This window comes from Microvirga sp. GN3 (assembly GCF_055792825.1).
Genome location: NZ_JBVVAK010000077.1, coordinates 1 through 25,329 on the forward strand (window position 1 = coordinate 1; position 25,329 = coordinate 25,329).

Genomic DNA, 25,329 nt, shown 5'->3' on the forward strand with positions numbered 1-25,329 from the left:
AGGGCTTCAACGATCGCATCCGCCGCACCGTCTCGGGTGTGTTCCATCACATCAGCCCGCATCACGCGGATCTGTACTTCAATGAGATCGGCTTTCGCTGGTCGCAGCGTGTCGTCACAGGCCAAGCGCCCCGACGCACACGCAAAGGACGGCCGGTGACCAAGACGTTGTGGGCGAGAATACCGCCTGCGCTCCAACTTCCAGCCGTTTTTCGCTCCGCAATTGGACGCGAGATGCGCCGATCGAAGGACGGCGGGATCGACCTTCTCTCGAAGGTAGCTGTGTTTGGTTGATAATGCCGACGTATCATTGGACACAGATCTTGCGCTGGCCCCGACTTTGCCGCACCGCGTTTGCGTGGGCGCCTAGCCGCCGAGACGGCCGATAGCGGCACATAAGAGAGGCCCCTTCACTTTCGGCGAACGGCCCGCACATGATCCCGCACCGTTTCCCAGTTCGCATCGTCGTAGGCCGCCCAAGCCGAGCGCTGGAGATCCCAGCGGGCCAGCCACTCGTCTCGGCCCTCGCCGCCCCTCATAGTGTTCTCGTAGAGCAGGAACACCCCGCCCGGCACCAGGATGCGCCGGATCTCGCCCACCACAGCCTTCTTGGCCTGATGGCGGCTGTGGTGGAGCGACAGCGCGCTCCAGACCACGTCGGCCATACCTCACTTTGCAACGCTCGAGGTGACGGACGTAATCACCTCGGATGCCTTCTGGAAAGCGGCATCCCGATCCGTGATGCCATGCCGGCGGGCGATGTACTGGAAATCGTTATAGACCGCCCATACTGTGCCGTTCTCGTCCTCTGAGACGAGCAGACGCACCGGCCAGTCAATGCCTGCATTCGGGTTCGAGGTGATGAACTGTGACCCAAGCGCCGGATTGCCGAACACCAGAAGGGTCGAGGGTCTCAGTTGGATTCCTGCGTCAGAAGCAAGCTTCGACTGGTCGATGGCGAAGAAGAACATAATGCCCTTTGCGGCGACGTCCTGCTTGATCCGATCGATGGTTTCATTGAACGGATAGGCGCTTTTCACGCGCACGATGCCGTTCTCGAACATCTGCCGGCCAGGATCCTCCGCCCTGGTTGTTACGGGCGAAAAAGCGAGCGCGAAGGGGATCAGGGCAGCGGCACACAAACCTGCAATGCGGGTAGCCATCGGGCACTCCTCCGGGTTGCCGCTCACGCACCGCGCGTGAGCCATGGCAGCATCATGACGAAGGCAGCCTGCCTATTGAAATACCGAGTGGCTCCCAAATCGATACCCATCGGCTATCGTCTCCCGACAACGGGGTCAGCGTCCAAGACGAAGGAGGTGAAGCCTCGCCTGCAGTCAACCATGCTGCCGTCATAGCTGCCCGCTATCGGCTCGATTGCTCAACGGTATTTCACCAGCCCGGCCATTTCCGAGATCATGTCCCAACCGGCAGCGCAAGCAGGGACCGAGGCGACCGTCCGCTCCCAACTGCCGGAACGGAATGGAGGGAGGCGTGGGATCTTCAGCTTCCGTCATGCGCTGCGACCTCGTCAGCCTCGTCGAGGCGCTGGCAACCCGGTTTCCGGTCACCCGAGCGCTTGCGGGAGATGAGATCTTCCGGGCCATGGCACACGCCTTCATCGAGTTGGCGTCGCCCCGTTCTCCCGTGCAGATGACACACGGCGCCGACTTCGGTGATTTCATCGATACCTTCCCGCCCGCTCGGCCGGTGCCGTATCTCGGCGACATGGCACGTCTTGAGGCCGCATGGACCCGTGCCTCTCATGCGGCTGATGCCAACCCTCTGACTGTTCGCGAGCTTGCCGCTTACGCCCCTCGTGCCTGGGAGCAGTGCCTGGCCGTTCTCCATCCCTCCGTCCAGGTCGTCAGATCCGCCTATTCTATCGTGACGATCTGGGAGGCATACGTCGCCGAGCCGCAGGGCGTCGTCCGGAACTCAATACCGGAAGATGCCCTGGTCGCCCGTCGGGATCTTGAGACTGAGATCCATCGGCTGCCACCCGGCGGCGCGATTTTCATCCAGCTTTTGATGAGCAAGGCGACGCTCAGAGAGGCGGCAGACCAAGCTGCCTTGGCCGACCCAGGGTTTGATCTCGTCACGAGCCTGAGCGTGCTTCTCAGCCATCACCTGATCGTCGGACTCAGCCTACAATCATGAATGAACGAGATACAGTCTCGTTCATATTTTTGCGGGTGTTATCGTGCGTTTCTATCCGGCGAGCGGATCGGGTTCGACATGCTCGCGATCGAGAAGGCCGCCGGTTGCCTTGAACCAGCAGATCGCATCATGTGCGGACACCACCGCCAGTTTCGTCTGCTCGGAGGCACCCGTGTCGGCCAGGGCGGCCCATTTGGTGCTGTCGGCCGCCTGCTCGAGTTCGATCACGGCCTCGCGCTGGTCGGGGCCTGGATCGCCTTCCACGGCCGGACGCGTTTTCGCGAATTTCCGCCGGAATTCTGCAAGGACGCCCGCAAGCACCGGTGATGAGCCAGTGTCGGCCGCGACGGCAGCCTCGGCGGTATTCAATCGGCTGTCGAGTTGTGCGCAGACCTGCTCCGCAATCGTCGCCATGATGTCCTCCATGAAGACGGGCACAATCCTGTCGAAGGCACAATAGCTCAACTTGCTGGCTCCGAGGAGAAACGTGCAGCCGGCACGTGATGGCAAGGAGCGTAGCAACTCCCAAACGGGTATTGAGATCCAGCAGGCAAGGGGTCGGCAACATTCTGACGGCACGCCTATTCCCTGGTGGCACAGGAAACAGGGGTGCGCCAATGGTCCTACGGCCCTCCTCACTCCTGTCTAGTGGTCCACCGCCTCCGCACGCCGCACGGTCGGTAGGAAGCGTCAATACGGCGTGCCTTCAGCACGCTGGCGCCGCAGGGCCTCGGCGTACCACACCAACTCGTCGACGAAGCGGCCGGCGGCCTTTTCCAGCCACGGTGCTCCTGCATGTCCTTCGTCTGTAAGCGCCGTACCGATCTCGGGGATCGGCAGCAGGGATGGGATGCTGGGGGTGCCGAGCTCGCAGAGCATCGCCCGCAGCTGCATCGCGGCCCTGACGCCGCCGAAGCGCCCGCCCGAGTAGCAGACGATGGCGGAGGGCCGCCAGAAATACCCCTCCAGGAAGTGATCCAGCGTGTTCGACAGGCCCGGTGGAATGCTATGGTTGTACTCTCCGGACACGACCACGAAAGCATCCGCGCGTCGGAAGAGTTCAGCAAGACGCTCGAGAGTCTCGGGGCCTCTCCCTTGGGATATTCCTTGTACATGCGGTCGAGCAGCGGCAGCTTCAGTTCGACCGGATCCACCAGGGGCGCCACTGCCCCTCGGCTCTCCAGATGACGAACGATGAAGCGTGCGGCCTTTATCCCTTGGCGGTCGGAGCGGACCGAGCCCAGGATCACGGGTATGAGAAGAGCCATTTCGTCCTCCTGGCGATTAAAGCAGGGCTGTGATGGCACCGCGTGCCCTATCCGCCGCATGATTGGTCTCACGAGAGACATCCTACCCGTCTGCTGCCGAAACCGCTCATACCCAGTTTCTATCGACATGACAGATAACGGGCATTTCAGCTCGTGCACCACGCCTGTCATCATGCTCGTATCCGACGCTTCCGGACTTGACCGGCGGACGCTGGTACCAAGAGGCCATCATGAGCACCAACGAGCACGAGCGCATTCTCATCGTCGACGACAATCCGATGTTCCGGGAGGCCCTCGTGAAGTGGCTCCGGGCTGCAGGGCACAATGTGGTTACGGCCGAGAGCGGCGAGCAGGCCTTTTTCATGCTGCGGGATTGGCAGCGGCCCATCGGCTGGCTCTACACCCGGGCGATCCTCCCCAGTCTGATCGACGGCTGGATCCTGGCCGATGAATACCATGAAACCTATTCTGACCGTGCCGTCATCATCGCGGCTCCGCAGGCCCGGTCATCCCGTACCGGCGACATGATCCTGGCTCAACCCACACCGGCCGCGGTGATGGAGGTCCTCCGCCGTCATATCAACATGCACAGGAGCCTGCCAATCGCTGCCGATACTAACTCGCGCCAGCAGCGGCGTGCAGCCTGATGCCACATTCGGAGTGGGGGCGATAGCCATTCGGCATGGAGCTCATAGAGAGGTGATATTTCTGCTTCCCAAAGCCGCCTGAGACAATCGTCGTCGTTTCCTCAGGAGGATCCCATGACGGAACTCTCCAATGCCCCCAAACGGGCTCGTGTCGTGATCGTTGGCGCAGGCTTCGGCGGTCTGACGGTGGCGAAGGATCTGGCCAAGGCGCCAGTCGACCTGACGATCATCGATCAGCACAATTACCACCTGTTCCAGCCCCTGCTCTATCAGGTGGCGACGGCCGCCCTCTCACCGGCTGATATTGCGTCGCCGATCCGCACGATCCTCAACGGACAGCGGAATTCCTCCGTGATGCTGGCAAAAGTGACGGGCATCGACACGAGGTCTGGAGAGGTGATGGCGGGAGACCGTCGGATTCCGTTCGACTATCTCGTTCTCGCGACCGGCGCCCGGCACGCCTACTTCGGCCACGATGAGTGGGAAGCGTTTGCGAAAGGAGTTAAGACGATCGACGATGCCACGAGCCTGCGCCGGAAAATCTTACTGGCCTTCGAGAAGGCCGAATTTGAAGCAGACCCGGAGGAGCGCAGTCGCCTTCTCACGTTTGTGGTGATCGGTGGCGGCGCGACAGGGGTGGAGGTTGCGGGGGCCATCGCCGAACTGGCCCGCAAGGCTCTTGCAGCCGACTTCCGCTCGATCGATCCGGCACACGCCCGCATCGTCCTGATCGAGGCGGGTCCTCGCCTCCTCCCGGTCTTTGAGGAGCATCTCTCCGAGGCCGCAAGGCGTTCCCTGGAAGACCTGGGGGTCGAAGTCCGCGTCTCCACGATGGTGACAGGCTGTGATGAGGCGGGTGTGATGCTTGGAGACACGCGGATCGAGGCCAGCACCATTGTCTGGGCCGCGGGCGTGCAGGCCTCACAGGCAGATCAGTGGCTCAAGGCCGAGGCCGACCGGGCTGGCCGGGTCAAAGTCGCGCCGGACCTCAGCGTCCCGGGGCATCCAAACATCTTCGTCATCGGGGATACCGCCCACGTGCTCGACATGGACGGCAAGCCTCTCCCCGGTGTCGCCCCTGTGGCGAAGCAGGAGGGCAAGTATGTCGCCAATCTGATCCGGACGCGCGTTTCCGGCGGCGATCTCCCGCCCTTCCGCTACCGCGACCCGGGATCGCTCGCCACCATCGGCCGGAAGAAGGCGGTGGTGCAGTTCCGTCGGCTTCGCCTTAGCGGCTATCTGGCGTGGTGGCTCTGGAGCTTGGCCCATATCTACTTCCTGATCGGCTTCCGCAACCGGCTGGTCGTGGCGATGAACTGGGCTTGGACCTATGTGAGCTTCCAGCGCGGCGCACGCCTCATTACGGGTCCCGATCCGAAGCCCGAGACTGGCGCTCAGGGTGCCGAGGTCACGAGGGAATGTCTGAAGGGAGCGGCATAGCTCTTACTGGGCCAGCTCAAGGGATGGCTGCTCGACAGCTATCCGCTTCTTCTCGACACTTGCTGCAATCGCGGGTTGGCCGAGCCAACGGGCCTGCATCGCCTCTTTGACCAAGGCGCCCACCGCGGGTGAATGCGGACGCCCGCGGACAGTGACGAGGTTCACCTCGCGCCAGAACTCGGGATCGACCATGGGACGGCAGACCACGAGAGGGTGCTTGGCGCAGCTCTGCGTCATGAAGCCAAAGCCGAGACCGGCTGCGATCATAGCCAGAATCCAGTCGTCCCTTTCGCTCCGGTACACAGTTTCGCAGCCCTCGAACCCATGCTCGCGCCAGAGCGCCCCGGCATAGCAGTAGAACTCGCAGTTAACCCGGTTGAGATAGCGATCACCCGTGAGGTCGCGTGGGCGGATGGTGTTGCGCTGCGCTAAAGGGTGATCGGGCGACACCACAATCATGAACTGTTCCCGGAACAGCGGCATGTAATGCAGGCGCTCATCCGGCTCCTGCCCTGGGATGCAGTAGATCGCCACCTCAAGGTCCCCGTTCAGGAGCCGGCTCTCCAGCTGAGCCGCGCTGGCGTCGACCACCTCAAGCTCAATTCCCGGGTGCCGCAACTGCAGACCGCTGACCAGGTCAATGAGTTCATCTGGCTGGATCGTGCACATCACCCCGAGCCTCAGCCTGGTTTTCTTCAGTTTGGCGAAGTCGAAAGCCTGCCGTTTGGCTGCCTCTGTCTGGGCATAGACCTGCTCGAGATGCGGCTTCACCATGCGCCCCAGCTCCGACAGGTGGGTGTTGTTCCGCTCGCGATGGAACAGGACGCCCCCAAGTTCCTCCTCGAGCAGCTTGATCGCTCGGGTGAGGGAGGGCTGCGCGACATTGCAGCGCTCGGCCGCCCGCGTGAAATTGAGATCTTCGCAAACGGCGAGGAAGTACCGGATCTGGTGCATCTCCATTGGGATCCTCCCCATGGGCTGATCGGTGCCACCGATGCCGGTACGACCTGCATGCGATGTCATTCTCAGACTACCGCGGATCGGTCCGCCGCGGTGATAGCTTCTCGCTATGGAATCGAGGCTCACTCGGCATTTCCAATCTCTCCTGGCCTGACCGATCATGACGCTACCGCATCGCGCTGGCTCCACTTGGGTGCCTCCATCTGGGCGCAGCGGAACAGAGGAGACATGGATATGCTGAACTCAATTCGAGGCTCCTTTATGCTCCGGCAGGGACTTTGTGCGGCTGCTCTCCTGACGGGTGCTGTCCTGGCCGTACCCGCAAGTGCCGGCGAATGCCCCGCGGACAAGGTCAGTCCCGGAGTCCGCACACAGGGCGAAACACAGCCCAAAGGCGTCACGGACACGGTCCTGGCGTCAGTCGACCTGTCCAAGGAGAAGGTGAACCTGACCGATCACCAGTTGCGGACCCGGAAGCTGGTGATCCAGCCCGGCGGCGTCGTGCCTTGGCACAGCCACGAGGACCGCCCGGCCCTGATCTACATCGTCTCAGGCACGATCGAGGAATACGCCAGCAACTGCTCCGTGCCGATCGTGCACAAGGCCGGCGAGGTTTCGGTCGAGAAGAGCGGGGTTCAGCACTGGTGGAAGAACACCGGCAAGGCCCCGGTCGTGCTGCTGTCCTCCGACGTGTTCCACAACATGGCGGACCCACACATGATGTGACGGGTCCGGCTGCTTCGGCTGGTGCTCGGCCTGTCGGACCGAGCACCAGACCACCCTCCTGCGACAGGAGACGATGATGACAGCGTCCAGCCAAGACCAAGCCATGCCGATGCATGGACACCATGCCGGCACGGTCGAACGAACCCTTCTGATCGGCCTGATTGCCTTCCTGACGGTGGTTGATCTATTCGGGACGCAAGCCATCCTGCCGGCATTGGCCCAAAGCTACGGCGTGACGCCCGCCGCGATGGGCTTTGCCGTGAACGCGACGACCATGGGCATGGCCGTCGCCTGCTTGGGCGTCGCTTATTTCAGCCACCGGATCGACCGCAGGCGCGGCATCCTGATCAGCCTCACGGTGCTGGCGATCCCGACGGCCCTGCTGGCGGGCGCCCCCAATCTCACGACCTTCACGGTGCTGCGGATCGCCCAGGGGCTGTGCATGGCGTCCGCCTTCACGCTCACCCTCGCCTATCTCGGCGAGCATTGCAGCGCCATGGACGCCGGCGGCGCCTTCGCGGCTTACATCACGGGCAACGTCGCCAGCAACCTCTTCGGCCGGCTTCTGGCGGCGGGGCTTGCCGACCATCTCGGCTTGCCAGCGACCTTCCTCTCCCTGGCGGGCCTCAACCTGCTCGGCGCCGTGATCGCCTATGTCTGGCTCACGCAATCCGCGATGATGATGGATCAGGGCGAGCCCGACCGGTCACCGTTCTCCGTCTGGGCCGAGCATCTGCGCAACCCGCTCCTGCGCCCCAGCTTCGCGATCGGCTTCTGCATCCTGTTCGCCTTCATCGGCACCTTCACTTACGTGAACTTCGTGCTGGTCCGCGAGCCGATCGCGATCGGCCAGATGAGCCTCGGGTTCGTCTACTTCGTCTTTGCGCCTTCCATCATCACCACCCTGTTGGCCGGCCGCACAGTGCAGCGGTTCGGGACCCGGCCCACTTTCTGGGGATCGCTGGCTGTTGCCGGACTCGGTCTGCCCCTCCTGGTGGTGCCCAGCCTTTCTGCAATCCTGATCGGCCTGATGCTGGTGGGCGTGGGCACCTTCTTTGCCCAGGCAACCGCCACAGGGTTCGTCAGCCATGCGGCCACGACGGACCGGGGCTCTGCGAGCGGCCTCTACCTCGCCTCCTACTTCTCGGGCGGGCTGGTCGGCAGTGCGATCCTGGGCCAGGTTTTCGACCGGTACGGCTGGGCGGCCTGCGTCGCGGGCGTCGGGCTCTCGCTCTTGGCGGCAGCACTCCTTGCGATCCAGCTGCGACCTGCGTCCGAGGGGCCTGTGCCCGAGGCAAGGCGCAATGTTCCACCCCCGTCTCCGGCCGCGGTCCAATAGGCGCAGGCGGGAGGCTCGATAGCGAGTCTCTATCAATACGACAGCGAGCCGGCATTTCAGATCCGAGCCTCTCGCTGCCATCGTCGGAGGGCCGGATACCAGCCACCGGAACGTATCACGACAACCCTGCAGGAGGACCATCATGAACGTCGCCCTCACCCAACCAGCGACCGGCTCCGCGAGAGCCCTGGACGGCAAGGTCGCCATTGTCACCGGTTCCACCAGCGGGATCGGGCTCGGGATTGCCCGCTCCTTCGCCCTTGCCGGCGCCGCCGTTGTTCTCAACGGCTTCGGCAAGCCCGAGGAGATCAACACTACCCTCGAAAGCCTGCAGAATGAGACAGGCAGCAAAGCCGTCTATTCGGCCGCCGATATGACCAAGCCGGACGAGATCGCCGGAATGGTCAATCTTGCCCTGGAGAGCTTCGGTCGGTTGGATATCCTCGTGAACAACGCCGGCATCCAGCATGTCAGCCCGATCGACGAGTTCCCGATCGAGAAATGGGATGCGGTCCTCGCCATCAATCTCTCCTCCGCCTTCCACACCATCCGTCTCGCCCTTCCCGCCATGCGGCGCCAGGGCGGCGGCCGCATCATCAACATCGCCTCGGCGCACGCGCTCGTCGCCTCCCCGTTCAAGGCCGCCTATGTGGCGGCAAAGCACGGGATCGTGGGATTGACCAAAGTAGTCGCGCTCGAGACGGCGGAACAGAACATCACCTGCAACGCCATCTGCCCAGGTTATGTCTTCACCCCGCTCGTCGAGGCTCAGATCGAGGGCCAGGCCAAGTCCCACGGCATTCCGCGCGAACAGGTCATCCGCGACGTGCTGCTGGCGCAGCAGCCCAACAAGCGGTTCGCCACCGTTGAGGAGATCGGGGCCTTCGCCACCTTCCTGGCCAGTGATGCAGCCGCCTCCATCACGGGCGCCGCCCTGCCGGTCGACGGCGGCTGGACTGCCCATTGAGGAGGACATCATGCTCAAGCATGTCACACCTGAGACCTTCAGGACGGACAAGGGTTCCGACGAAGCCGTGATCAGCGAACTCGAGCGGGCGGGAACGCCCCCTGACGCGATCACCGAGCAGCGGCTCCCGAACATCGTACCGGCCCGCCCGCGACGCATCCCGAAGGAACTCGGCCAGATCGTCCTCGTGCTCCAGGGCGGCGGTGCACTCGGGGCGTACCAGATCGGTGCCTATCAGACCCTGCATGAGGCTGGGGTCGAGCCCGACTGGGTGATCGGCACCTCGATCGGAGCGATCAATGCCAGCCTGATCGCCGGCAATGCCCCGGAGGACCGCATGGAGCGGCTTCAGGAGTTCTGGAGCCGCATGCAGCACAGCCCCTGGCTGGAGCTCCTGGGCGCCTGGCCTCTCGTGGGGCCGCTGGCCACGAACCTGACGACGATCACCCAAGGCATTCCGGCCTTCTTCAGGCCGAACCTGCCGGCTTTTCTGGGCCTCCAGATGCCCTTGGGATCGGAAACCGCCGGCTATTACGATACCTCGCCGCTGGCCCGAACCCTGTCGGAGTTGGTCGATTTCGACCGGATCAACGGCAGGGAGACGCGTCTCACGGTTGGAGTCGCCAACGTGCGCACCAGTGAGATGCGTTACTTCGACAGCCGCGACATGGATCTCGATATCCGGCACGTGATGGCGTCCGGTGCCTTGCCCCCGGCCTTCCCGGCCATTCGGATCGATGGCGATCTCTACTGGGACGGCGGCATCCTGTCGAACACGCCGGTTGAAGCCGTCTTCGATGACAACCCGCGGAAGAATTCGGTCATCTTCGCGGTCCATATCTGGAACCCGCAAGGACCCGAGCCAGACACGATCTGGCAGGTGATGAGCCGGCAGAAGGACATCCAGTACTCTAGCCGCGCGGTCAGCCACATCGCCCGGCAGAAGCAGATTCACCGGCTGCGCCACGTCATCGCCGAGCTCGTGCGCCGGCTACCGGACAAGGAGCAGAAGACGGCGGCTGTGCGGGAGCTGGCGGCTTACGGCTGCCTGACTCGCATGCATGTCGTCCGCTTGCTGGCGCCGCCGTTCGAGGGGGATGACCACACCAAGGACATCGACTTCAGTCCGCGCGGCATCCGCCGCCGCTGGGAGGCGGGCTATGCCGACACCAGCCGGGTTCTGGAGCTGGCGCCGTGGTCGGGCGACTTCGATCCGGTGGAGGGCTTCATCCTGCACGAGGCTCGGCCCGGCATGATGATGACAGCGGCCTGAAAAGCAGTCAAAAGGGAGCTGATGGTCGGAACCGATTGGCTCGACCACTCCGCAAAGGCATGTGGCCATGAAGGCTGAGCCTCCCCTGTGGAACCCATGGCTGTGGCCGGTTGTGGCGGCTACCTGCGCGGGCGAGGTTGCCCTGAACGCTGTCCGGCAGGCCCTCATCGGCGCGAGCCCTGTCGAGTCCATCGGACCGGAGCCGGATTGGACAACCCCGAACCGGGTCCGTCTGGACTTGCCCACTGTCCGGGTCCGTGAATTCTCGCATGAACCGGGAGGCTTGCCCACGCTGGTCGTGGCGCCCTTCGCGCTGCACGGCGCCACCTTGTCTGATCTCGCTCCAGGGCACAGCCTGATCGAAAGCCTGCTGCGGGAGGGGTTGGCCCAGGTGTGTCTCGTCGAGAGCAAATCGGCAACGACATCAATGCGCTTCCTCTCAATCGACAGTTATCTGGCCGACTTGTTGGTGGTAGTGCAGGACCTTGGGGGACAGGTGAACCTGATCGGGCTGTGTCAGGGTGGATGGCTGTCGCTGATGCTCGCAGCACGGTTCCCGCAGATGATCCGTAGTCTTGTTCTGGTGGGCTCGCCGATCGACCTTGACGCTGCGCCATCACACCTGGTTGCAGGCACACGGGCGACCGCCCCGACGATCCTCGAAGGTCTGGTTCATTCTGGCGACGGGCTGATCCTGGGCTCTCGTATGCTGGGGGTGTGGGGCGCCGCCCCACCTGATCGTCCGACAACGCAGCAGGTCCTGCAGGTTGGTGCGGACATCTGCGAAGATTTGGTTGAGCGCTATCGGCACTGGCATCAGTGCCCGATCAATCTGCCAGGGGCCTTCTACCTCCAAGTCGTGGAACAGTTGTTCCGACGTAATGAGCTGGCCAAGGGCGAGTTTCGGGCACTTGGCCAGCTCCTTGACCTCTCCGCCGTCAAAGCGCCGCTGTTTCTTCTGGCTGGTCGGGATGATGATGTCACGCCTGCGCCTCAGCTGCTGTCGGTTCGAGACCGGGTCGGCACTCCCGAGCGACAGATCCGGACAGCCGTCGCACCTTGTGGTCACCTGTCGTTGTTCATGGGGGCCCGGACGCTGCAGCACGAGTGGCCACAGATCGCGGGGCACATGCAGACGCTGAGTCCATAGTTGGACACACCGAGGTCTGCATAGCAGCCAGCTATCGAGATGAAAGCCGGACGGCATTTCCGTTCGCGACGTCGCCTGCTCATTATCAACCTGAAAAGGTTGGAACTGACCAAGCTGCCGCAGGAGAACGGTCATGGACATTGAAGTCTCCCGTCCCATCATGGCCACGAGGGGAATGCTGGACAATAAGGTGGCGCTGATCACCGGCTCGACCAGCGGGATTGGCCTTGGCGTTGCACGCTCATTTGCCTCTGTCGGAGCGTCGGTGGTTCTCAACGGCTTCGGCAAGGCGGACAAGATCAATGACACCGTTGAAAGCCTGCAGCGTGAGACTGGCACCAGAGCCATCTACTCTGCCGCCGACATGACCAGGCCGGACGAGATTGCCGGGATGGTGACCTTGGCCCTCGAGACGTTCGGTCGCCTGGACATCGTGGTCAACAACGCCGGGATCTTCCACGTTGGCCCGATCGATCAGGTTCCGATCGACAAGTGGGATACGGTCCTGGCGATCAATCTGTCGTCCGCCTTTCACACCATCCGTCTCGCCCTGCCGGCCATGCGCCGGCAAGGCGGGGGCCGCATCATCAACATCGCCTCAGCCCTTGCGCTCGTGGGCGCACCTCTCACATCCGCCTACGCGGCGGCCAAGCACGGGATCGTGGGCCTGACCAAGGTGGTCGCCTTGGAGACGGCAGAGGACAACATCACCTGCAATGCGATTTGCCCCGGGAACGTCTGGACGCCGCTCGCCGAGGCGCACATCGCGGAGCAGGCGAAAACGCATGGCCGTCCGCGCGAAGAGGTGATCCGGAACATCCTGCTGGCGGAGCAGCCGAACAAGCGCTTCGCCATGGTCGAGGAAATCGGGGCTCTCGCCACCTTCCTGGCGAGTGATGCCGCCGCTTCGATCACGGGTGCGGCCCTGCCGATCGACGGTGGCTGGACCGCCCATTGAGGCGACAAACCGACGGGCACTGGGTATCGGCACCATGGAGCATCACGGTCACACAATCGTGTTGAGGCCTGTGCATCAGCGCATGGGGATTGGGTGTACCGTGGCCATCGCATGGAGCCATCGCAACGGGAGACGACCATGGTCGAGCAACCCACGGCTTCCATCCGCCGGCACTCCATCGCGGTCCGCGTGACCCATTGGATCAATGCCGTCTGCCTGCTGATCCTGCTGATGAGTGGCCTCCAGATCTTCAATGCTCATCCAGCGCTCTACTGGGGCCAAGCCTCTGCCTTCGATCACCCTTTCCTGGCCTTGACGGCAACCAACAGCGATGAGGCCGGGATCAAAGGTGTCACGCAGATCTTCGGACATGCGTTCGACACCACGGGCTTCCTCGGCGCCTCAACCGGGCCCGGAGGACAGGTTTGGGCGCGCGGTTTCCCATCCTGGATGACGATTCCGACCTATCAGGATCTGTCGACTGGAAGGCGGTGGCACTTCTTCTTCGCCTGGCTGCTCGTTTTCAACGGCGGCGTGTATCTCCTTTACGGTCTCGCCAGCGGCCATCTGCGCCGCGATCTCCTGCCGACCCGCCTGCAGTTCAGGAAGATCGGACATACGATCCGGGAGCACCTGCTCCTGCGGTTCCCGCGCGGTGACGAGGCCCGGCACTACAACGTGCTCCAGAAGCTGGCCTATCTGGCCGTCGCCCTTGTGCTGCTGCCGCTGGTGGTACTCACCGGCCTGACCATGTCGCCCGGAATAAACGCCGCCGTTCCGGAGCTCCTCACCCTCTTCGGCGGACGGCAATCCGCCCGCACGATCCACTTCCTGGCCGCATCCGGGCTGGTGCTCTTCGTCGTCGTGCATGTTGCGATGGTCCTGCTGTCGGGGGCCTGGAACAACCTGCGCTCGATGATCACCGGAACCTACGTCCTCCCGGGAGGCACTCATGCAACCTGATCCTGAGCGACGCAGCTTTCTCAAACGGAGCGCCGCGTTGGCGGGAACGCTGGCGCTCGGTGGCTGCGATCGCCTGTCCGAAACGCCCTGGTTCCGGCAGATCCTGGAAAGCGCCGAGCGCGCCACTTCGCGGGCGCAACGGTTTTTGCTGGGCTCGGGCTCGCTTGCCCGCGAATACACGGAAGCGGATCTCTCGCCGGTGTTCAGGGCCAACGGCTCGACCTCGGTCGATGACTTCGACTATCAGGCCCTCGCCGAGAAAGGCTTCGCCGATTGGCGGCTGCAGGTCGACGGATTGGTCGAGCGCCCGCAACAGCTCTCTCTCGCTGAGCTCCGGGCGATGCCCTCGCGCACGCAGATCACGCGGCATGACTGCGTCGAAGGCTGGAGCTGCATCGGCAAATGGACAGGCGTCCCGCTGGCGCATGTGCTGGAACAGGCCGGGGTGCAGGCCCGGGCACGCTATGTCGTCTTCCGCTGCGCCGACACGCTGGAGCTGGGGGCAGGTGTCAATGGGCAGTATTACGAAAGCATCGGCTTCGAGGATGCCTATCACCCGCAGACGATCCTGGCCTACGACATGAATGGCCATCCGCTCCCGGTCCCGCATGGGGCGCCGCTGCGGCTGCGGGTGGAGCGTCAGCTCGGCTATAAGATGGCCAAGTACATCATGAGGATCGAGCTAGTGGAGAGCCTTGCTGGGATCGGTCTTGGCCGCGGCGGCTTCTGGGAAGACCGCGGCTATGAATGGTACGCAGGCATCTGACTGGCTTTCTTTGTCATTTCGGCAAACACCGCCGGTTGGACCTGCCGCGTTTCGGGTTTTGAAGGAGCAAGCAATGTCATCGAACGCAAGTGTCAACAGGCTCGCTACAGCTCTTCATCGGCATCTGAAGCAGACAATCGGTGGGCCGGCTCTGGTGGCTGCCGTCGTCGGATTCGGGTTCTGGCACTTAGTGGATCTGTCCGCCAATGCCGCGGTCATCATCCCACCACCGTCCATTGATGAGCCACTCGGCGCGAATTCCGAAACCGTCGTCCTGGCGGGCGGCTGCTTCTGGGGCGTCCAGGGCGTGTTCCAGCATGTGAAAGGCGTGACGAGCGCCGTCTCCGGCTATTCCGGCGGAACTGCGGACACCGCGCAATACGAGACCGTCAGCGCGGGCCAGACCGGCCATGCGGAGTCCGTCAAAGTGACGTTCGATCCTCACCAGGTCAGTTTGGGCCGGATCCTGCAGATCTACTTCTCGGTGGTTCATGATCCGACGGAGCTCAATCGGCAGGGGCCCGATGTCGGATCACAATATCGCTCCGCGATCTTCGCAGCAAACGACGCCCAGCTCGAGGTCGCACGGGTTTACATCGATCAGCTGAATCGGGCCCGGGTGTTTCCAAAGCCGCTCGTCACCACGGCGGACCGGCTGACCGGGTTCTATCCGGCAGAAGCCTACCATCAGGACTTTCTGACTCTGCACCCTCGCTATCCGTACATCGTCATCAACGATCTCCCGAAGGTCGCCGATCTGAAGCAGCTGTTTCCGGACCTTTATCGCGAAACCCCCGTTCTGGTTACAAAATCGGGAGCATGAGGAGCAGTGGCAAGGACGTCAGGCCGGGCCAGGTGACCCATGTCGGCCAGTGACGTCGCTGGGTGGCACACAGTACTGCCGACTCGTCAGCTCGGAATGGGCAGATCGGCTGGTTCCGGCATATTTCTGGAACGCTCCACGGCCAAAGCCCGCCTGCCGAACCAACGCATGCTCATGGCCTCGCGTACCAGCGCCCCAACGGCCGGCGAGTGGGGTCGGCCCCGCACGGTGACGAGATTCACCTCGCGCCAGAACTCGGGCTCGATGATCGGCAGGCCGACCACAGCCGGATGAGTGACCGAGTTGGCCGGCATGAAGGCCCAGCCCAGGCCAGCCGCGACCATCGCCAACGTCCAGTCGTCCCGCTCGCTCCAATAGACGGCCGTGCATTTGACATTCTGCGCCTGGAACACCGGATCAGCGTAGCCCGCGAACTCGCAGTTCGTACGGTGGATATAGCACTCCCCGTCCAGATCCTTCACCCGGACGGCGTTCCGGCTCGCCAGGCGATGGCGTGATCCGAGCGCCGCGACGATCTGCTCGCGAAACAGCGGAAGGACATGGAGCCGCTCGTCCGGCTCCTTGCCGGGAATGCAGTAGATGGCGACCTCCAGGTCGCCTTGGAGGAGACGCTCTTCCAACTCCCAGGCATTGGCATCGGCCATCTTCAGCTCGACCCCTTCATGACGGGTCCGTACCGCACCGACGAGATCGACGATCTGATCGGGAGCGATTGTGCACATGATGCCGAGCTTCAAAGGAGTATGCTCGAGCCTGGCGAAATCCCCTGCCTGACGCTTGGCCTCCTGCATCTCGCGGTAGACCTGCTCCAGATGCGGGCGGACGATCCGGCCAAGCTCCGACAGGTGCGTGTGAGCCCGCTCGCGGTGGAAGAGCTCACCCCCGAGTTCCTGTTCCAGTTGCCGGATCGCTCGCGTCAAGGAGGGCTGGGCCACATGACAACGCTCGGCTGCGTGGGTGAAGTTCAGGTCCTCGCACAGGGCGAGGAAATACCTCACCTGATGCATTTCCATGGCTCACGTCCTGCAAGCTTGGCCGTATTCAGCTGGCGAGGGTCTGACCTATTTCCGGTTGAACTCTGCTCCATCAGGTTGCCGATGGAGAACGCGATCCGCAGGCAAGAAGCAAGTTGCCTCACGGATACCAAGGCGATAACCAGCTCGATGTGCGAAAGGGCACCTGGATCGCGAGGTCGAGCCTCCAGGGGAGCGATCAGACCGACCGCCAGACGCAACACTCGCCGAAGAATGCCGATCTCCTTAGTTTTCCTGAGAAAGCGGCAAACTGAAGGACGCTCCTGCAGGGTCAACGGCCAGAGAACATGGGCTGGTTCGACGCGGTCAGGCGGCCATCCAGGACACCGGCAGCATTCCACCGGCGACAGTCAACCCGCCGGCAACGAGAGCCACGCCAATGATGGGTGAAAGACGCCAGCCCCAAGGGAGCACTTTCTCGGCGAAGACCAGCAGAGTCAGCAGCAGCATCCAGGCCAGGTTCATGACACCTGCGGCCACCAGGATCCCGAACAGGGCCCAGCAACAACCAAGACAGTACAGCCCATGCAAGACTCCCATCCGCAGAGCGCCGCTCCGTCCCTCACGCCAGTGGAGCGCCACGAAGGCCAGCGGCGAGCGGCAATGGCTCAGGCACAGGCGCTTGAGCGGGGTCAATTGGTACAACCCGGCAACGATCAAGATGCCCGCAAAGGCAAGCGGCGCCCAGTCGAGCGAGCCCGTCGCGACCGGGGAGGAAGCCATGTCATGGCCCCATTGAACGATGGGGTAGACAACCCACCCGGCGAGCAGCCAGACCAGCCCATAGCCTGCAACGAAGATCCAGGTGGGAACGAGCACCGCCCGGTTCCGCCGAGCCTGGGCCTGGGCGAAGGTCAGGATCATCGGCGCGGCGGCCGGCAACATCATCGCGGCCATCATGACGGTCCAGATCGCAACGAAAATGGCGGCTCCCGTCACTGACAAGCCGGCAGCGGGCACTCCCGCCATGGCCATCCCATCCATGCCGGTGGAAGGCAGGCTGCCAAGATCAGCCATCCCTGCCGGCATATCCATGGTGAGCGCCTCGTACAGGATCAACCCCCAGGCGGCGGTCGTCAGCACAACCAAGGAAATGAGAAGCGACAGGCGCGCGTGCCTGAGAAGACCGATCGTACCCTGGCCAGGGAAACGCTCGGTATGATTAGCGCCTTGTCCTGCCAAGCCGGCCTCCCTTGCGGCTAGGCCGAAGCCGGGCCGGACCAGTCAAACGGAATGTGCTTGCTCGACCGGCTCTCGCCCGTCCACTGGAAGCCGAATCCCTCCGTCCGGGCCTCGACCGACCGGCCCCACGTGGCGACCTGCCCTGGCCCGACCTCCGAGCCGGGCGGATTGATCGTCTGGACGCGCTGCCCCGGCGGCGTGGTGGGCCCGGTCAAGGCTTCTACCCGCCCCACGACCTTGCCCGGGATCTCGGCCCGCCAGAAGCCCAGGTCGTCGGCGACCTCGAACGTGATCGGGACGAACTCGATGCCCCGCAGCTCGCCGATCGTGGCGGCGAAGCTCGCGGGCCATCCGCCAGCCTGCCCCGAGAAGATGATCTGCAGCGCCTCGCGCTGCGGCTCGTCGGCCCTCTCGTCAATGAACAGTCCCATGACAGCCTTCGCTTCGCCGGTCCACAAATTGCCCTCGAAGGCTCCGAGAGCAAGCAGGTTCAGGCCGTCGAGGCGGACGGGCCCGAAATGACCGTTCCGGACATGCCACGCGAGCAGGCCCTGGCAGGCGTTGTTAGTGGGGGCTTGAGCGAACTCGCAAGGACAGGGAATGTCGCAACTGCAGATATCGAACCAGTCGCCGGCAAGATGCCATTCGGGGATGGTGCTCATGGAACATCCCTCCTTGTATGCCGCATGATACTCCGGAGGGGTGCGAATGTCAGGTGCGGGAAATGTCCAGGATGCTTTGGGCCAAAGCCTAAGGACCAACTACCCGTGCTTCCATGGGCCTCTTTTCGACCACGTGAGGGAAGGACTGTTCAAGGTCAAACTCGGCCGTTTAAGCGCGGCCGTGTGAAGGTCTGCTGATCGCCGATGACCTGCCCTCCCCTCTGTGGCTGAAACGGCCCGTGTGGTCTGACGGCCCTCTCGTTGATTTCGCTTCAGCTTAGTCGAGCCACGGCTGCAGGAGCGGCTTGGCAAGCGCCAACTGCCCCACGATGCCCTGATGCGGCACACCGCGCTGGTACAGGAACTCCTGAATCTGCTGCTTGGCATCGTCCCAAGACAGTCCGTGCCGATAGCAACATTCCAGGTACCTGAGCGTGCGCTCGCGGTTCAACTCAGGGACAGCGAGCGGTGCTTGCTCGTCCATGAAACACTGCGCCACGAGATCTTCGCACGCCATGGCAGAGGCCTTCTGAGAGGGTCGAACGGGATATGTGCCGAGACGCTTCAGAATTCGAGGCCGATCTTGCCGAAGTGCGCTCCTGACTCCTCATACCGGAAGGCATCCGCAATCTCGGCCAAGCCAAAGCTGCGGTCAATCTCCGGCCGCAGGCCCGTGGCTTCGATGGCCCGCACGAAGTCGATCTGCTGGCGTCGGTTGCCGACAATCAACCCCTGAAGCCGGGCCTGCTTGGCCATTAGGGCACCGGTCGCGACCTCGCCGGCGCCGCCAGTCAGCACGCCAATGAGCGCGATGTGTCCGCCGACCCGCACCGCTGTGATCGACTGTGCCAGCGTGCCCGGTCCGCCGACCTCCACCACATGGTCGATCCCGCGCCCGCCGGTCCAGTCGCGTGCCCGGGCGCCCCAGTCCTCATGCTGGCGGTAGTTGATGGTGTGGTCGGCTCCCAAGGCCCGGACCCGCTCCAGCTTCTCGTCCGAGGACGAGGTGGCGATGACCGTCGCGCCCATCGCTTTGGCGATCTGGAGGGCAAAGATCGAGACACCGCCGGTGCCGAGCACCAGCACGACATCTCCGGCCTTGAGCCCACCATTGACCACCAAGGCCCGCCAGGCCGTCAGCCCGGCTGTCGTCAGCGTGGCCGCCTCGGCATGACTGAACCCTTCTGGAGCTCGGGTGAACCAGGCCGCTGGTCGCACCACGGCCTCCCGCGCATAGCCATCGACGCCATCACCTGGGGTGGTCGAGAAGTCTGACACGGTCGGCGGCCCCTCGAGCCAGCCCGGGAAGAAGCAGGAGACGACATGATCACCGGCCTTGAACTCGGTCACGCCCTCGCCTACCGCCTCGACCATGCCGGCGCCGTCGGACATCGGAATGCGCCCGTCTGCCGTTGGCATCCGTCCGCTCACGATGCCGTAGTCGTGATAGTTGAGCGAACTCGCGTAAAGCCTGACCCGGATCTCGCCTGGGCCGGGAGCACCGGGATCGGGCATGTCGACCAGCTCGAGCCGATCGAGTCCACCCGGTGCATGCAGAATGATCCCTCTCATTGTTCGTCTCCCCAATCCTTGCCTGCATGCTCGTCCAGAGCGAAGGGTGCCGTTTGGACGAGCAGGACACGGCGCTTCTTGCCCCACCGTCAGGGCGGCCAGCACGCCGGCTTTCAGCGCCGCAGTTGAAACTCGCAGGCGCCTCCCGTGTGAAGTCGCGCAACTTAACGCATTGCGGCAAGCCGGGGTCCTTGCTGAGACACATCAAGTCCTCACAAGCTCTGTAGGACGCTTCTCCAGTCTTGTTATTGAGCTTGTGGCCGGACCTGTTCCAAGCGTCTGGCGTTGACGGCGTACTGCCCTCACCCGGGAGCAAGACATGCCTGGCCCTCAAGTGCTCGTGGTCGCCACCTCGCATGACCAGATGGGATCCACCGGCCACCGTACCGGCGTCTGGTTGGAGGAACTCGCCACGCCCTACTACGCCCTGCTCGACGGCGGCGCGGAGGTCACTCTCGTCTCGATCAAGGGCGGGGCGATCCCGTGGGATCCCCGCAGCCTGCCAGCTCAAGCCGGTGAGGGACCGGGCGAGAAGCCGGAGGAGCAGCAGGAAATTCCGGCCTCGGTTCACCGTTTCCTGGCAGACGAGGGCGCCATGCAGACGGCCCAGAACTCCCCTGCCCTTGCAAGCGTGGATCCAGGCTCGTTCGACGCCATCTTCCTGCCGGGCGGGCACGGGCCGATGTGGGATGCGGCCAATGACGAGACACTGGCGCGGATCGTCGGATCGATGTTCGACGAGGGCAAGGTTGTGGCCGCGGTCTGCCATGGCCCGGCCGGGCTGGTGAAGGCCACGCGGCAGGATGGGCAGCCTTTTGTCGATGGTCGCCGGGTAAGCGCCTTCACCAACACCGAGGAGGAAGCGGTCGGGCTAACAAAGGTGGTGCCGTTCCTGCTGGAGGACCGGCTCAAGGAGCTGGGCGGGCGGTTCGAACGTGGGCCGGACTGGCAGCCCTTTGCTGTGCAGGACGGCAACCTGGTCACTGGCCAGAACCCGCAATCCTCCGAGCTTGTCGCCCGGCATGTCTTGAACGCTCTTGAGCAGGCTGGCTGAAGCAGCAGTGCCCAGCAAAACGGGCGGCTCGCCATGACAACCCTCATGCTGGTCGGGGCAACAGGCCTGGTCGGCGGGGCGGTCCTGCGGCAGGCATTGGCCGATGCACGCGTGATCCGGGTTGTTGCTCCAACCAGACGGGAGCTGCCGCCCCACCCGAAGCTCGAAAACTCGGTGATCGATTTCGAGCACCTGCCGGCTGATGCCACCTGGTGGTCCGTTGACGCTGTCATCTGCACCTTGGGCAGCACGATCCGCAAGGCAGGCTCGCAGGAGGCGTTCCGCCGGGTTGACCATGACTATCCGCTGGCTGTGGCGCGGCTTGCCCGTCAGCATGGCGCCCGCGCTTTCGCGTTGAATTCGGCCACGGGAGCGGATCCTGGTTCTCGCTTCTTCTACAACCGGGTCAAAGGCGAGGTGGAACACGCGCTTCGGGGGATCGGGTTCCCGTCCTTGACCATCGTGCGCCCTGCCCTGATCGGCGGCGATCGCGGCGAGTTCCGGCCTGCGGAGTTCATAGCCATGCGGCTCCTGCGGCTGGCGGAGCCGGTCCTGCCCCGCCGCTACCGCGTCGTGCCGCATGAGCGGATCGCCAGGGCCTTGCTGGAGGCGGCGATCACTGCCGCACCCGGCGAGCGCATCATCGAGTCCGAGGCCATCGTCAGAGGAGGCCCCTGACAGAGGACCACATGCCCTCAACAGGAGCAGGGAGCCAGACGATGACGGAGTGCGCCCTCAGGCCTGCGGTGACCGCACCAGGTGCGATCACCCTACCCCGCCTGCTACGGGCACCGTTGCAGTAACTTGAAAACGGCATAATGGACCCAGTTTAACGGGCCGCTCAGGCGGCAAGACCGAAGAGCTGATTGATGAGACGGATTTCGCCAGTCACTCGATGTTCCCGCTGAATGCAGTGACCACGGCGGATCATGCGCATGATTTCAAAACCCGTCAGGGTTGCAACGGCGGTTCTCATCGTCTGGAAGCCGCGTGTCGGCCGGATGACGCGCTTGAGCGCGCCATGATCCGCCTCAAGGATGTTATTCAGATATTTCGAGGTGCGGTGTACCACATCGATCGGCAGAAGCCCTTCGTTCTGCAGGCGCAGGATTGCCTTGGGATACGACGCCAGCTTATCCGTCGTGATCGAGGATGGTGGATAGGTGCTCATCGCCTTGATGGCCTTACGCAGGAACCGATAAGCGGCGTTGGTGTTCCGATGATCGGACAGCATGAAGGCGATCAACCGACCGTGCTTGTCGACCGCGCGAAACAGGTACTTCCAGCGTCCGCCAACCCGCACATAGGTCTCGTCCACTCTCCAGGAGCCTGAGCGAGGTCCCTGGTAGAGCCGAATTCGCTTTTTGATCTCCGGAGCATAGCGCTGAACCCAACGAAAGATCGTGGATGGATCAACGGCGACACCGCGCTCGGACATCATCTCGGCGAGATCGCGATAGCTGATCCCATACTTGCAGTACCAGCGCACGCACAGCAGGATGATCTCAACCGGGAAGCGACGGCGCTTGAACAGAGACACGGGAGCGGATCCTTGATGAACCGCTCCTCGCTATACGGCCGAGGTTAATGCAACGGTGCCGCTCAGAGCGCGCCTTAGCGTAGTCGGCCCTGAATAACCCACAACTTGTTGGGGCAGAAGGATTCTTCGTCGTCACGAAGCATTGCAAAATGCCAGCATCTGGGGATGGACCCGCTTAAACCTGGTGTTTTGCCATGGGACCCAAGCCGACGCTGCCGAGTTCCGGCGATCTCTACCGCAGCCGTCTCGATCAGATCCTCGATCCCCGCCACGAGCTGTATCGGCTCGCCGTTCTCATCGACTGGCGCCGCTTCGACCACGAGTTTGGTCGCTTCTACCGCCCGCTCGGACGGCCCGCGAAGCCAACGCGCCTGATGATCGGACTGTCGTATCTCCAGCATACCTTCAACCTGTCCGATGAGGCGGTGGTGCAGCGCTGGATCGAGAATCCGTATTGGCAGTGGTTCTGCGGCTGCGAGTATTTCCAACATGAGCTGCCGTGTGATCCCAGCTCGCTGACGCGCTGGCGCAAGCGGCTCGGACCCGAGGGACTGGAGAAGCTGCTGGCGGCCACCATCCAGGCCGGGCTGGAGAGCGGCGCGGTGCGGCCCTCGAGTTTAGAGCGGATCAGCGTCGACACCACCGTGCAGCCCAAGGCGATCACTCATCCGACCGACGCGAAGCTCTATCTCAAGGCCTTGCAGGCTCTGGTGCGGCAGGCCAGGAAGTGCGGCCTCGCGCTGCGTCAGGCCCACACCCGTCTGGCCAAACGCGCCGCCGTGCAGGTGGGGCGGTATGCCCATGCCCGTCAGACGCGGCGCATGCGGCGCGAACTGAAGTGGCTGAAGACCTATCTCGGCCGGGTCTATCGCGATGTCGCCGGGGATGAGGTTCTCTCATGCCGGTTTGCTCCTCTGCTGGGCCTCGTAGAGCGTCTTCTGACGCAGGAGCGCACGAGCCAGAACAAGCTCTACAGCCTGCATGCGCCCGAGGTGGTGTGCATCGCCAAAGGCAAGGCGCATCGGCCGTACGAGTTCGGCTGCAAGGTCGCGCTGGCGGTGACCAACCGCGAAGGGTTCGTGCTCGCCTCCAAGGCACTGGAGGGCAATCCGTATGACGGCCACACGCTCACCACGACGATGGATCAGGTCGTGGCCATGACTGACGTGGAGCCCTCGCGCATCTACGTCGACCAGGGCTATCGCGGGCATGACTACGCCAAGACGGATCGGGTGTTTATCACCCGGCAGCGGCGTGGCCTCACACCGACGATCAAGCGCGAGCTGAGACGCCGGTCTGCGATCGAGCCGATGATCGGGCACATGAAGGCGGACGGGCGGCTGGGACGCAACCACCTGCTCGGCGCCGCCGGCGACGCGATCAATGCGCTGCTGGTGGCCGCCGGTCATAATCTGCGGCTGATACTGACGTGGCTCAGACTGTTTATCGCTTGGCTCACGGCGGCTCTAATGGGCTCATCCGCGCAATCGGATACTTTCCCCGAACCCTGGAATCCAATTGCCGCCTGAGCAAACTGCATTGTTCAGGGCCGACTAGCGTAGTTCGGCGCGACCATGGGATAGTCAGCAGGCAGGTTCCACTTGGCGCGGTACTGCTCGGGTGTCATGTCATAGGTTGTGCGTAAATGGCGCCTGAGTGACTTGAACGACTTTCCGTCCTCCAGGCAGATGATCGCATCCGGAGTGACGGACTTCCGTACCGGAACCGCAGGCACCAACTCAGCCTTGGGCTCCTCCATCTGCCCCTGTGCGGTCTTCGTCAGAGCGGCATAGACGGAGTTGAGCAGCGACGGCAGTTCGGCGGCGGGAACTGAGTTGTTGCTGACATAAGCCGAGACGATATCAGCCGAGAGTTCGATGTAGTTCGGAGCGGTTGTGCTCTCACCCATAGTTTTCTTGTCCTTGACCACACGGGAATTGTTTTCGGGAGGGAAGTAGAACAAGATGACGTTCTAACAGGATCAGCCAGGACAGCCTGTGCAGCACAATAGATGCCCGTGATCTTGGCATCACCTATGCTCCTTGTTCAACTTTGGCAAGGCGCTCCTCCCGCAATTGAGACGAGTTATTGTCTTTACAGCGGCAAATTCTGGAGGTGAAGTTACTTGCTTCGCAGCCCCCTAAGCCCAAACCGCCAAGCTGAAACACCATCGGGCGGCTGCCGTTAAGTTGGCAGCAGATCGCAGTTTGCGATTGGCTCGTATGGAGAAAAGTCATGCGTGTAGATATGAAATGCGGTGTTCTTGCAGCCGCCCTCCTGCTCCCGACCCTGGCGTTAGCTGACCCGGGAGGTGCAGCAGCCGGTGCCGCCGCAGGCGGTGCGGCAGGTGCTGTCGTTGGCGGTCCGGTTGGGGCCGCTGTGGGTGCAGGCGTCGGCGGAGCGGCAGGTGATGCAGCATCTGGGCCCGACCAGAAGAACGTCGTGATTGAGAACCGGGATGTTGGCACGACTGGAAGCACCGGTTGCTCGACAACGATGAAGCAGACCAGTGACGCGACAGGCACCACCACGAAGCAGAAAACCGAGTGCTAATCATCTGTAAGGCGGTGCGTATTCCCGCACCGCCTCCTCGCTGTGCATTGGTCTTCGACAATGCGTTAGCTCAAAGTGATCCTCGGTCAAGAATTGTGCAGTAACACAGGGGAACCCTGATCCCGCACTGCTGTTGGCCTACCACATCCCACCACCAGAGAGGCCAGTCCGATGATCTGCCCATTCTGCAAGCAAGAGGTTGATGAACCCTGCCACAATACCGTTGAGATGCAACGGCGGGCTCGCGATCACGTCGAGCGGTGCGATAAGGC

At 63.2% G+C, this 25,329-nt stretch carries 28 protein-coding genes and 1 pseudogene; 17 read left to right on the forward strand and 12 right to left on the reverse strand.

Going from position 1 to position 25,329, the window contains the following annotated elements; all coding sequences use genetic code 11:
- On the forward strand, positions 1–293 hold a 293-nt coding region (locus tag ACS5Q1_RS28790; protein ID WP_473101404.1), incomplete at its 5' end, for a transposase.
- 116 nt (positions 294–409) lie between these two features.
- Here ACS5Q1_RS28790 and ACS5Q1_RS28795 read toward each other — a convergent pair.
- Both ACS5Q1_RS28795 and ACS5Q1_RS28800 read right to left on the reverse strand, forming a co-directional pair.
- On the reverse strand, positions 410–664 hold the full coding sequence (locus tag ACS5Q1_RS28795) for a methyltransferase domain-containing protein (protein ID WP_473101405.1): 255 nt from the start codon (positions 662–664) through the stop codon (positions 410–412).
- A 3-nt stretch (positions 665–667) separates the two neighbouring features.
- Positions 668–1,162 carry a DUF302 domain-containing protein gene (locus ACS5Q1_RS28800; protein ID WP_473101406.1) on the reverse strand — a complete coding sequence of 165 codons (495 nt, stop codon included), beginning with the start codon at positions 1,160–1,162 and terminating at the stop codon, positions 668–670.
- A 331-nt stretch (positions 1,163–1,493) separates the two neighbouring features.
- On the opposite strand from ACS5Q1_RS28800, the gene ACS5Q1_RS28805 reads away from it, so the two are divergent.
- Positions 1,494–2,159, forward strand: coding sequence for an HvfC/BufC family peptide modification chaperone (locus ACS5Q1_RS28805; RefSeq protein ID WP_473101407.1), 666 nt, complete (start codon positions 1,494–1,496; stop codon positions 2,157–2,159).
- A 51-nt stretch (positions 2,160–2,210) separates the two neighbouring features.
- On the opposite strand, the gene ACS5Q1_RS28810 is transcribed toward ACS5Q1_RS28805, so the two are convergent.
- Both ACS5Q1_RS28810 and ACS5Q1_RS28815 read right to left on the reverse strand, forming a co-directional pair.
- On the reverse strand, positions 2,211–2,624 hold the full coding sequence (locus ACS5Q1_RS28810) for a hypothetical protein (protein ID WP_473101408.1): 414 nt from the start codon (positions 2,622–2,624) through the stop codon (positions 2,211–2,213).
- A gap of 225 nt (positions 2,625–2,849) precedes the next feature.
- Positions 2,850–3,427: pseudogene (locus tag ACS5Q1_RS28815) on the reverse strand (NADPH-dependent FMN reductase).
- 230 nt (positions 3,428–3,657) lie between these two features.
- Here ACS5Q1_RS28815 and ACS5Q1_RS28820 point away from each other — a divergent pair.
- Complete coding sequence (locus tag ACS5Q1_RS28820; RefSeq protein WP_473101409.1) at positions 3,658–4,074, forward strand: response regulator; 417 nt, start codon at positions 3,658–3,660, stop codon at positions 4,072–4,074.
- A 114-nt stretch (positions 4,075–4,188) separates the two neighbouring features.
- Positions 4,189–5,514, forward strand: a complete 1,326-nt coding sequence (locus ACS5Q1_RS28825; protein WP_473101410.1) for an NAD(P)/FAD-dependent oxidoreductase — start codon at positions 4,189–4,191, stop codon at positions 5,512–5,514.
- 3 nt (positions 5,515–5,517) lie between these two features.
- Here ACS5Q1_RS28825 and ACS5Q1_RS28830 read toward each other — a convergent pair whose 3' ends face one another.
- Positions 5,518–6,474 (reverse strand): LysR family transcriptional regulator, encoded by a 957-nt coding sequence (locus ACS5Q1_RS28830; RefSeq protein WP_473101411.1) that lies wholly within the window; start codon positions 6,472–6,474, stop codon positions 5,518–5,520.
- Between the two features lie 234 nt (positions 6,475–6,708).
- Between ACS5Q1_RS28830 and ACS5Q1_RS28835 the strand changes: the two genes are divergently transcribed.
- The 9 genes from ACS5Q1_RS28835 to msrA all read left to right on the forward strand — a co-directional run bounded on the left by ACS5Q1_RS28835 (position 6,709) and on the right by msrA (position 15,439).
- Entirely contained in the window at positions 6,709–7,200 is a 492-nt protein-coding gene (locus ACS5Q1_RS28835) for a cupin domain-containing protein (protein ID WP_473101412.1), read from the forward strand.
- A gap of 76 nt (positions 7,201–7,276) precedes the next feature.
- The gene (locus ACS5Q1_RS28840) at positions 7,277–8,539 is read left to right on the forward strand and encodes an MFS transporter (protein ID WP_473101445.1); all 1,263 of its coding nucleotides are present in this window, start codon (positions 7,277–7,279) and stop codon (positions 8,537–8,539) included.
- 142 nt (positions 8,540–8,681) lie between these two features.
- The gene (locus ACS5Q1_RS28845) at positions 8,682–9,506 is read left to right on the forward strand and encodes a 3-hydroxybutyrate dehydrogenase (protein ID WP_473101413.1); all 825 of its coding nucleotides are present in this window, start codon (positions 8,682–8,684) and stop codon (positions 9,504–9,506) included.
- A gap of 10 nt (positions 9,507–9,516) precedes the next feature.
- Entirely contained in the window at positions 9,517–10,779 is a 1,263-nt protein-coding gene (locus ACS5Q1_RS28850) for a patatin-like phospholipase family protein (RefSeq protein WP_473101414.1), read from the forward strand.
- A gap of 67 nt (positions 10,780–10,846) precedes the next feature.
- On the forward strand, positions 10,847–11,929 hold the full coding sequence (locus ACS5Q1_RS28855; protein ID WP_473101415.1) for an alpha/beta fold hydrolase: 1,083 nt from the start codon (positions 10,847–10,849) through the stop codon (positions 11,927–11,929).
- A gap of 133 nt (positions 11,930–12,062) precedes the next feature.
- Positions 12,063–12,887, forward strand: a complete 825-nt coding sequence (locus ACS5Q1_RS28860) for a 3-hydroxybutyrate dehydrogenase (protein ID WP_473101416.1) — start codon at positions 12,063–12,065, stop codon at positions 12,885–12,887.
- Positions 12,888–13,025: 138 nt separating this feature from the next.
- A complete protein-coding gene (locus ACS5Q1_RS28865; RefSeq protein WP_473101417.1) occupies positions 13,026–13,850 on the forward strand; it encodes a cytochrome b/b6 domain-containing protein in 825 nt (274 codons plus the stop codon).
- Positions 13,840–14,616 (forward strand): molybdopterin-dependent oxidoreductase, encoded by a 777-nt coding sequence (locus ACS5Q1_RS28870; RefSeq protein WP_473101418.1) that lies wholly within the window; start codon positions 13,840–13,842, stop codon positions 14,614–14,616. Before ACS5Q1_RS28865 ends, ACS5Q1_RS28870 begins: the two co-directional genes overlap by 11 nt.
- Before the next feature lie 73 nt (positions 14,617–14,689).
- Positions 14,690–15,439: a peptide-methionine (S)-S-oxide reductase MsrA gene (gene msrA / locus ACS5Q1_RS28875; protein ID WP_473101419.1), complete on the forward strand. Its 750-nt coding sequence runs from the start codon at positions 14,690–14,692 to the stop codon at positions 15,437–15,439.
- An 86-nt stretch (positions 15,440–15,525) separates the two neighbouring features.
- Here the strand turns inward: msrA and ACS5Q1_RS28880 are convergent, their stop codons facing one another.
- From ACS5Q1_RS28880 to ACS5Q1_RS28900, 5 genes are all read right to left on the reverse strand, one after another.
- Positions 15,526–16,473, reverse strand: coding sequence for a LysR family transcriptional regulator (locus ACS5Q1_RS28880; RefSeq protein WP_473101420.1), 948 nt, complete (start codon positions 16,471–16,473; stop codon positions 15,526–15,528).
- Positions 16,474–16,800: 327 nt separating this feature from the next.
- Positions 16,801–17,676, reverse strand: a complete 876-nt coding sequence (locus ACS5Q1_RS28885) for a DUF2182 domain-containing protein (RefSeq protein WP_473101421.1) — start codon at positions 17,674–17,676, stop codon at positions 16,801–16,803.
- Positions 17,677–17,693: 17 nt separating this feature from the next.
- The gene (locus tag ACS5Q1_RS28890; RefSeq protein ID WP_473101422.1) at positions 17,694–18,338 is read right to left on the reverse strand and encodes a DUF1326 domain-containing protein; all 645 of its coding nucleotides are present in this window, start codon (positions 18,336–18,338) and stop codon (positions 17,694–17,696) included.
- A 277-nt stretch (positions 18,339–18,615) separates the two neighbouring features.
- On the reverse strand, positions 18,616–18,855 hold the full coding sequence (locus tag ACS5Q1_RS28895) for a hypothetical protein (protein ID WP_473101423.1): 240 nt from the start codon (positions 18,853–18,855) through the stop codon (positions 18,616–18,618).
- Between the two features lie 47 nt (positions 18,856–18,902).
- A complete protein-coding gene (locus tag ACS5Q1_RS28900) occupies positions 18,903–19,910 on the reverse strand; it encodes a zinc-dependent alcohol dehydrogenase family protein (RefSeq protein WP_473101424.1) in 1,008 nt (335 codons plus the stop codon).
- A gap of 319 nt (positions 19,911–20,229) precedes the next feature.
- Here ACS5Q1_RS28900 and ACS5Q1_RS28905 point away from each other — a divergent pair, with 319 nt between their 5' ends.
- Together ACS5Q1_RS28905 and ACS5Q1_RS28910 are read left to right on the forward strand one after the other, a co-directional pair.
- Positions 20,230–20,964, forward strand: coding sequence for a type 1 glutamine amidotransferase domain-containing protein (locus ACS5Q1_RS28905; protein ID WP_473101425.1), 735 nt, complete (start codon positions 20,230–20,232; stop codon positions 20,962–20,964).
- A gap of 33 nt (positions 20,965–20,997) precedes the next feature.
- Positions 20,998–21,642: an NAD(P)H-binding protein gene (locus tag ACS5Q1_RS28910; protein WP_473101426.1), complete on the forward strand. Its 645-nt coding sequence runs from the start codon at positions 20,998–21,000 to the stop codon at positions 21,640–21,642.
- A 163-nt stretch (positions 21,643–21,805) separates the two neighbouring features.
- Here ACS5Q1_RS28910 and ACS5Q1_RS28915 read toward each other — a convergent pair whose 3' ends face one another.
- A complete protein-coding gene (locus ACS5Q1_RS28915; protein WP_473101427.1) occupies positions 21,806–22,504 on the reverse strand; it encodes an IS6 family transposase in 699 nt (232 codons plus the stop codon).
- Positions 22,505–22,698: 194 nt separating this feature from the next.
- Between ACS5Q1_RS28915 and ACS5Q1_RS28920 the strand changes: the two genes are divergently transcribed.
- The gene (locus ACS5Q1_RS28920; protein WP_473101428.1) at positions 22,699–24,033 is read left to right on the forward strand and encodes an IS5 family transposase; all 1,335 of its coding nucleotides are present in this window, start codon (positions 22,699–22,701) and stop codon (positions 24,031–24,033) included.
- Between the two features lie 14 nt (positions 24,034–24,047).
- Here the strand turns inward: ACS5Q1_RS28920 and ACS5Q1_RS28925 are convergent, their stop codons facing one another.
- Complete coding sequence (locus ACS5Q1_RS28925; protein ID WP_473101430.1) at positions 24,048–24,413, reverse strand: Ros/MucR family transcriptional regulator; 366 nt, start codon at positions 24,411–24,413, stop codon at positions 24,048–24,050.
- A gap of 326 nt (positions 24,414–24,739) precedes the next feature.
- Here ACS5Q1_RS28925 and ACS5Q1_RS28930 point away from each other — a divergent pair, with 326 nt between their 5' ends.
- Complete coding sequence (locus ACS5Q1_RS28930) at positions 24,740–25,057, forward strand: hypothetical protein (RefSeq protein ID WP_473101431.1); 318 nt, start codon at positions 24,740–24,742, stop codon at positions 25,055–25,057.
- Positions 25,058–25,329 lie beyond the last annotated feature (272 nt).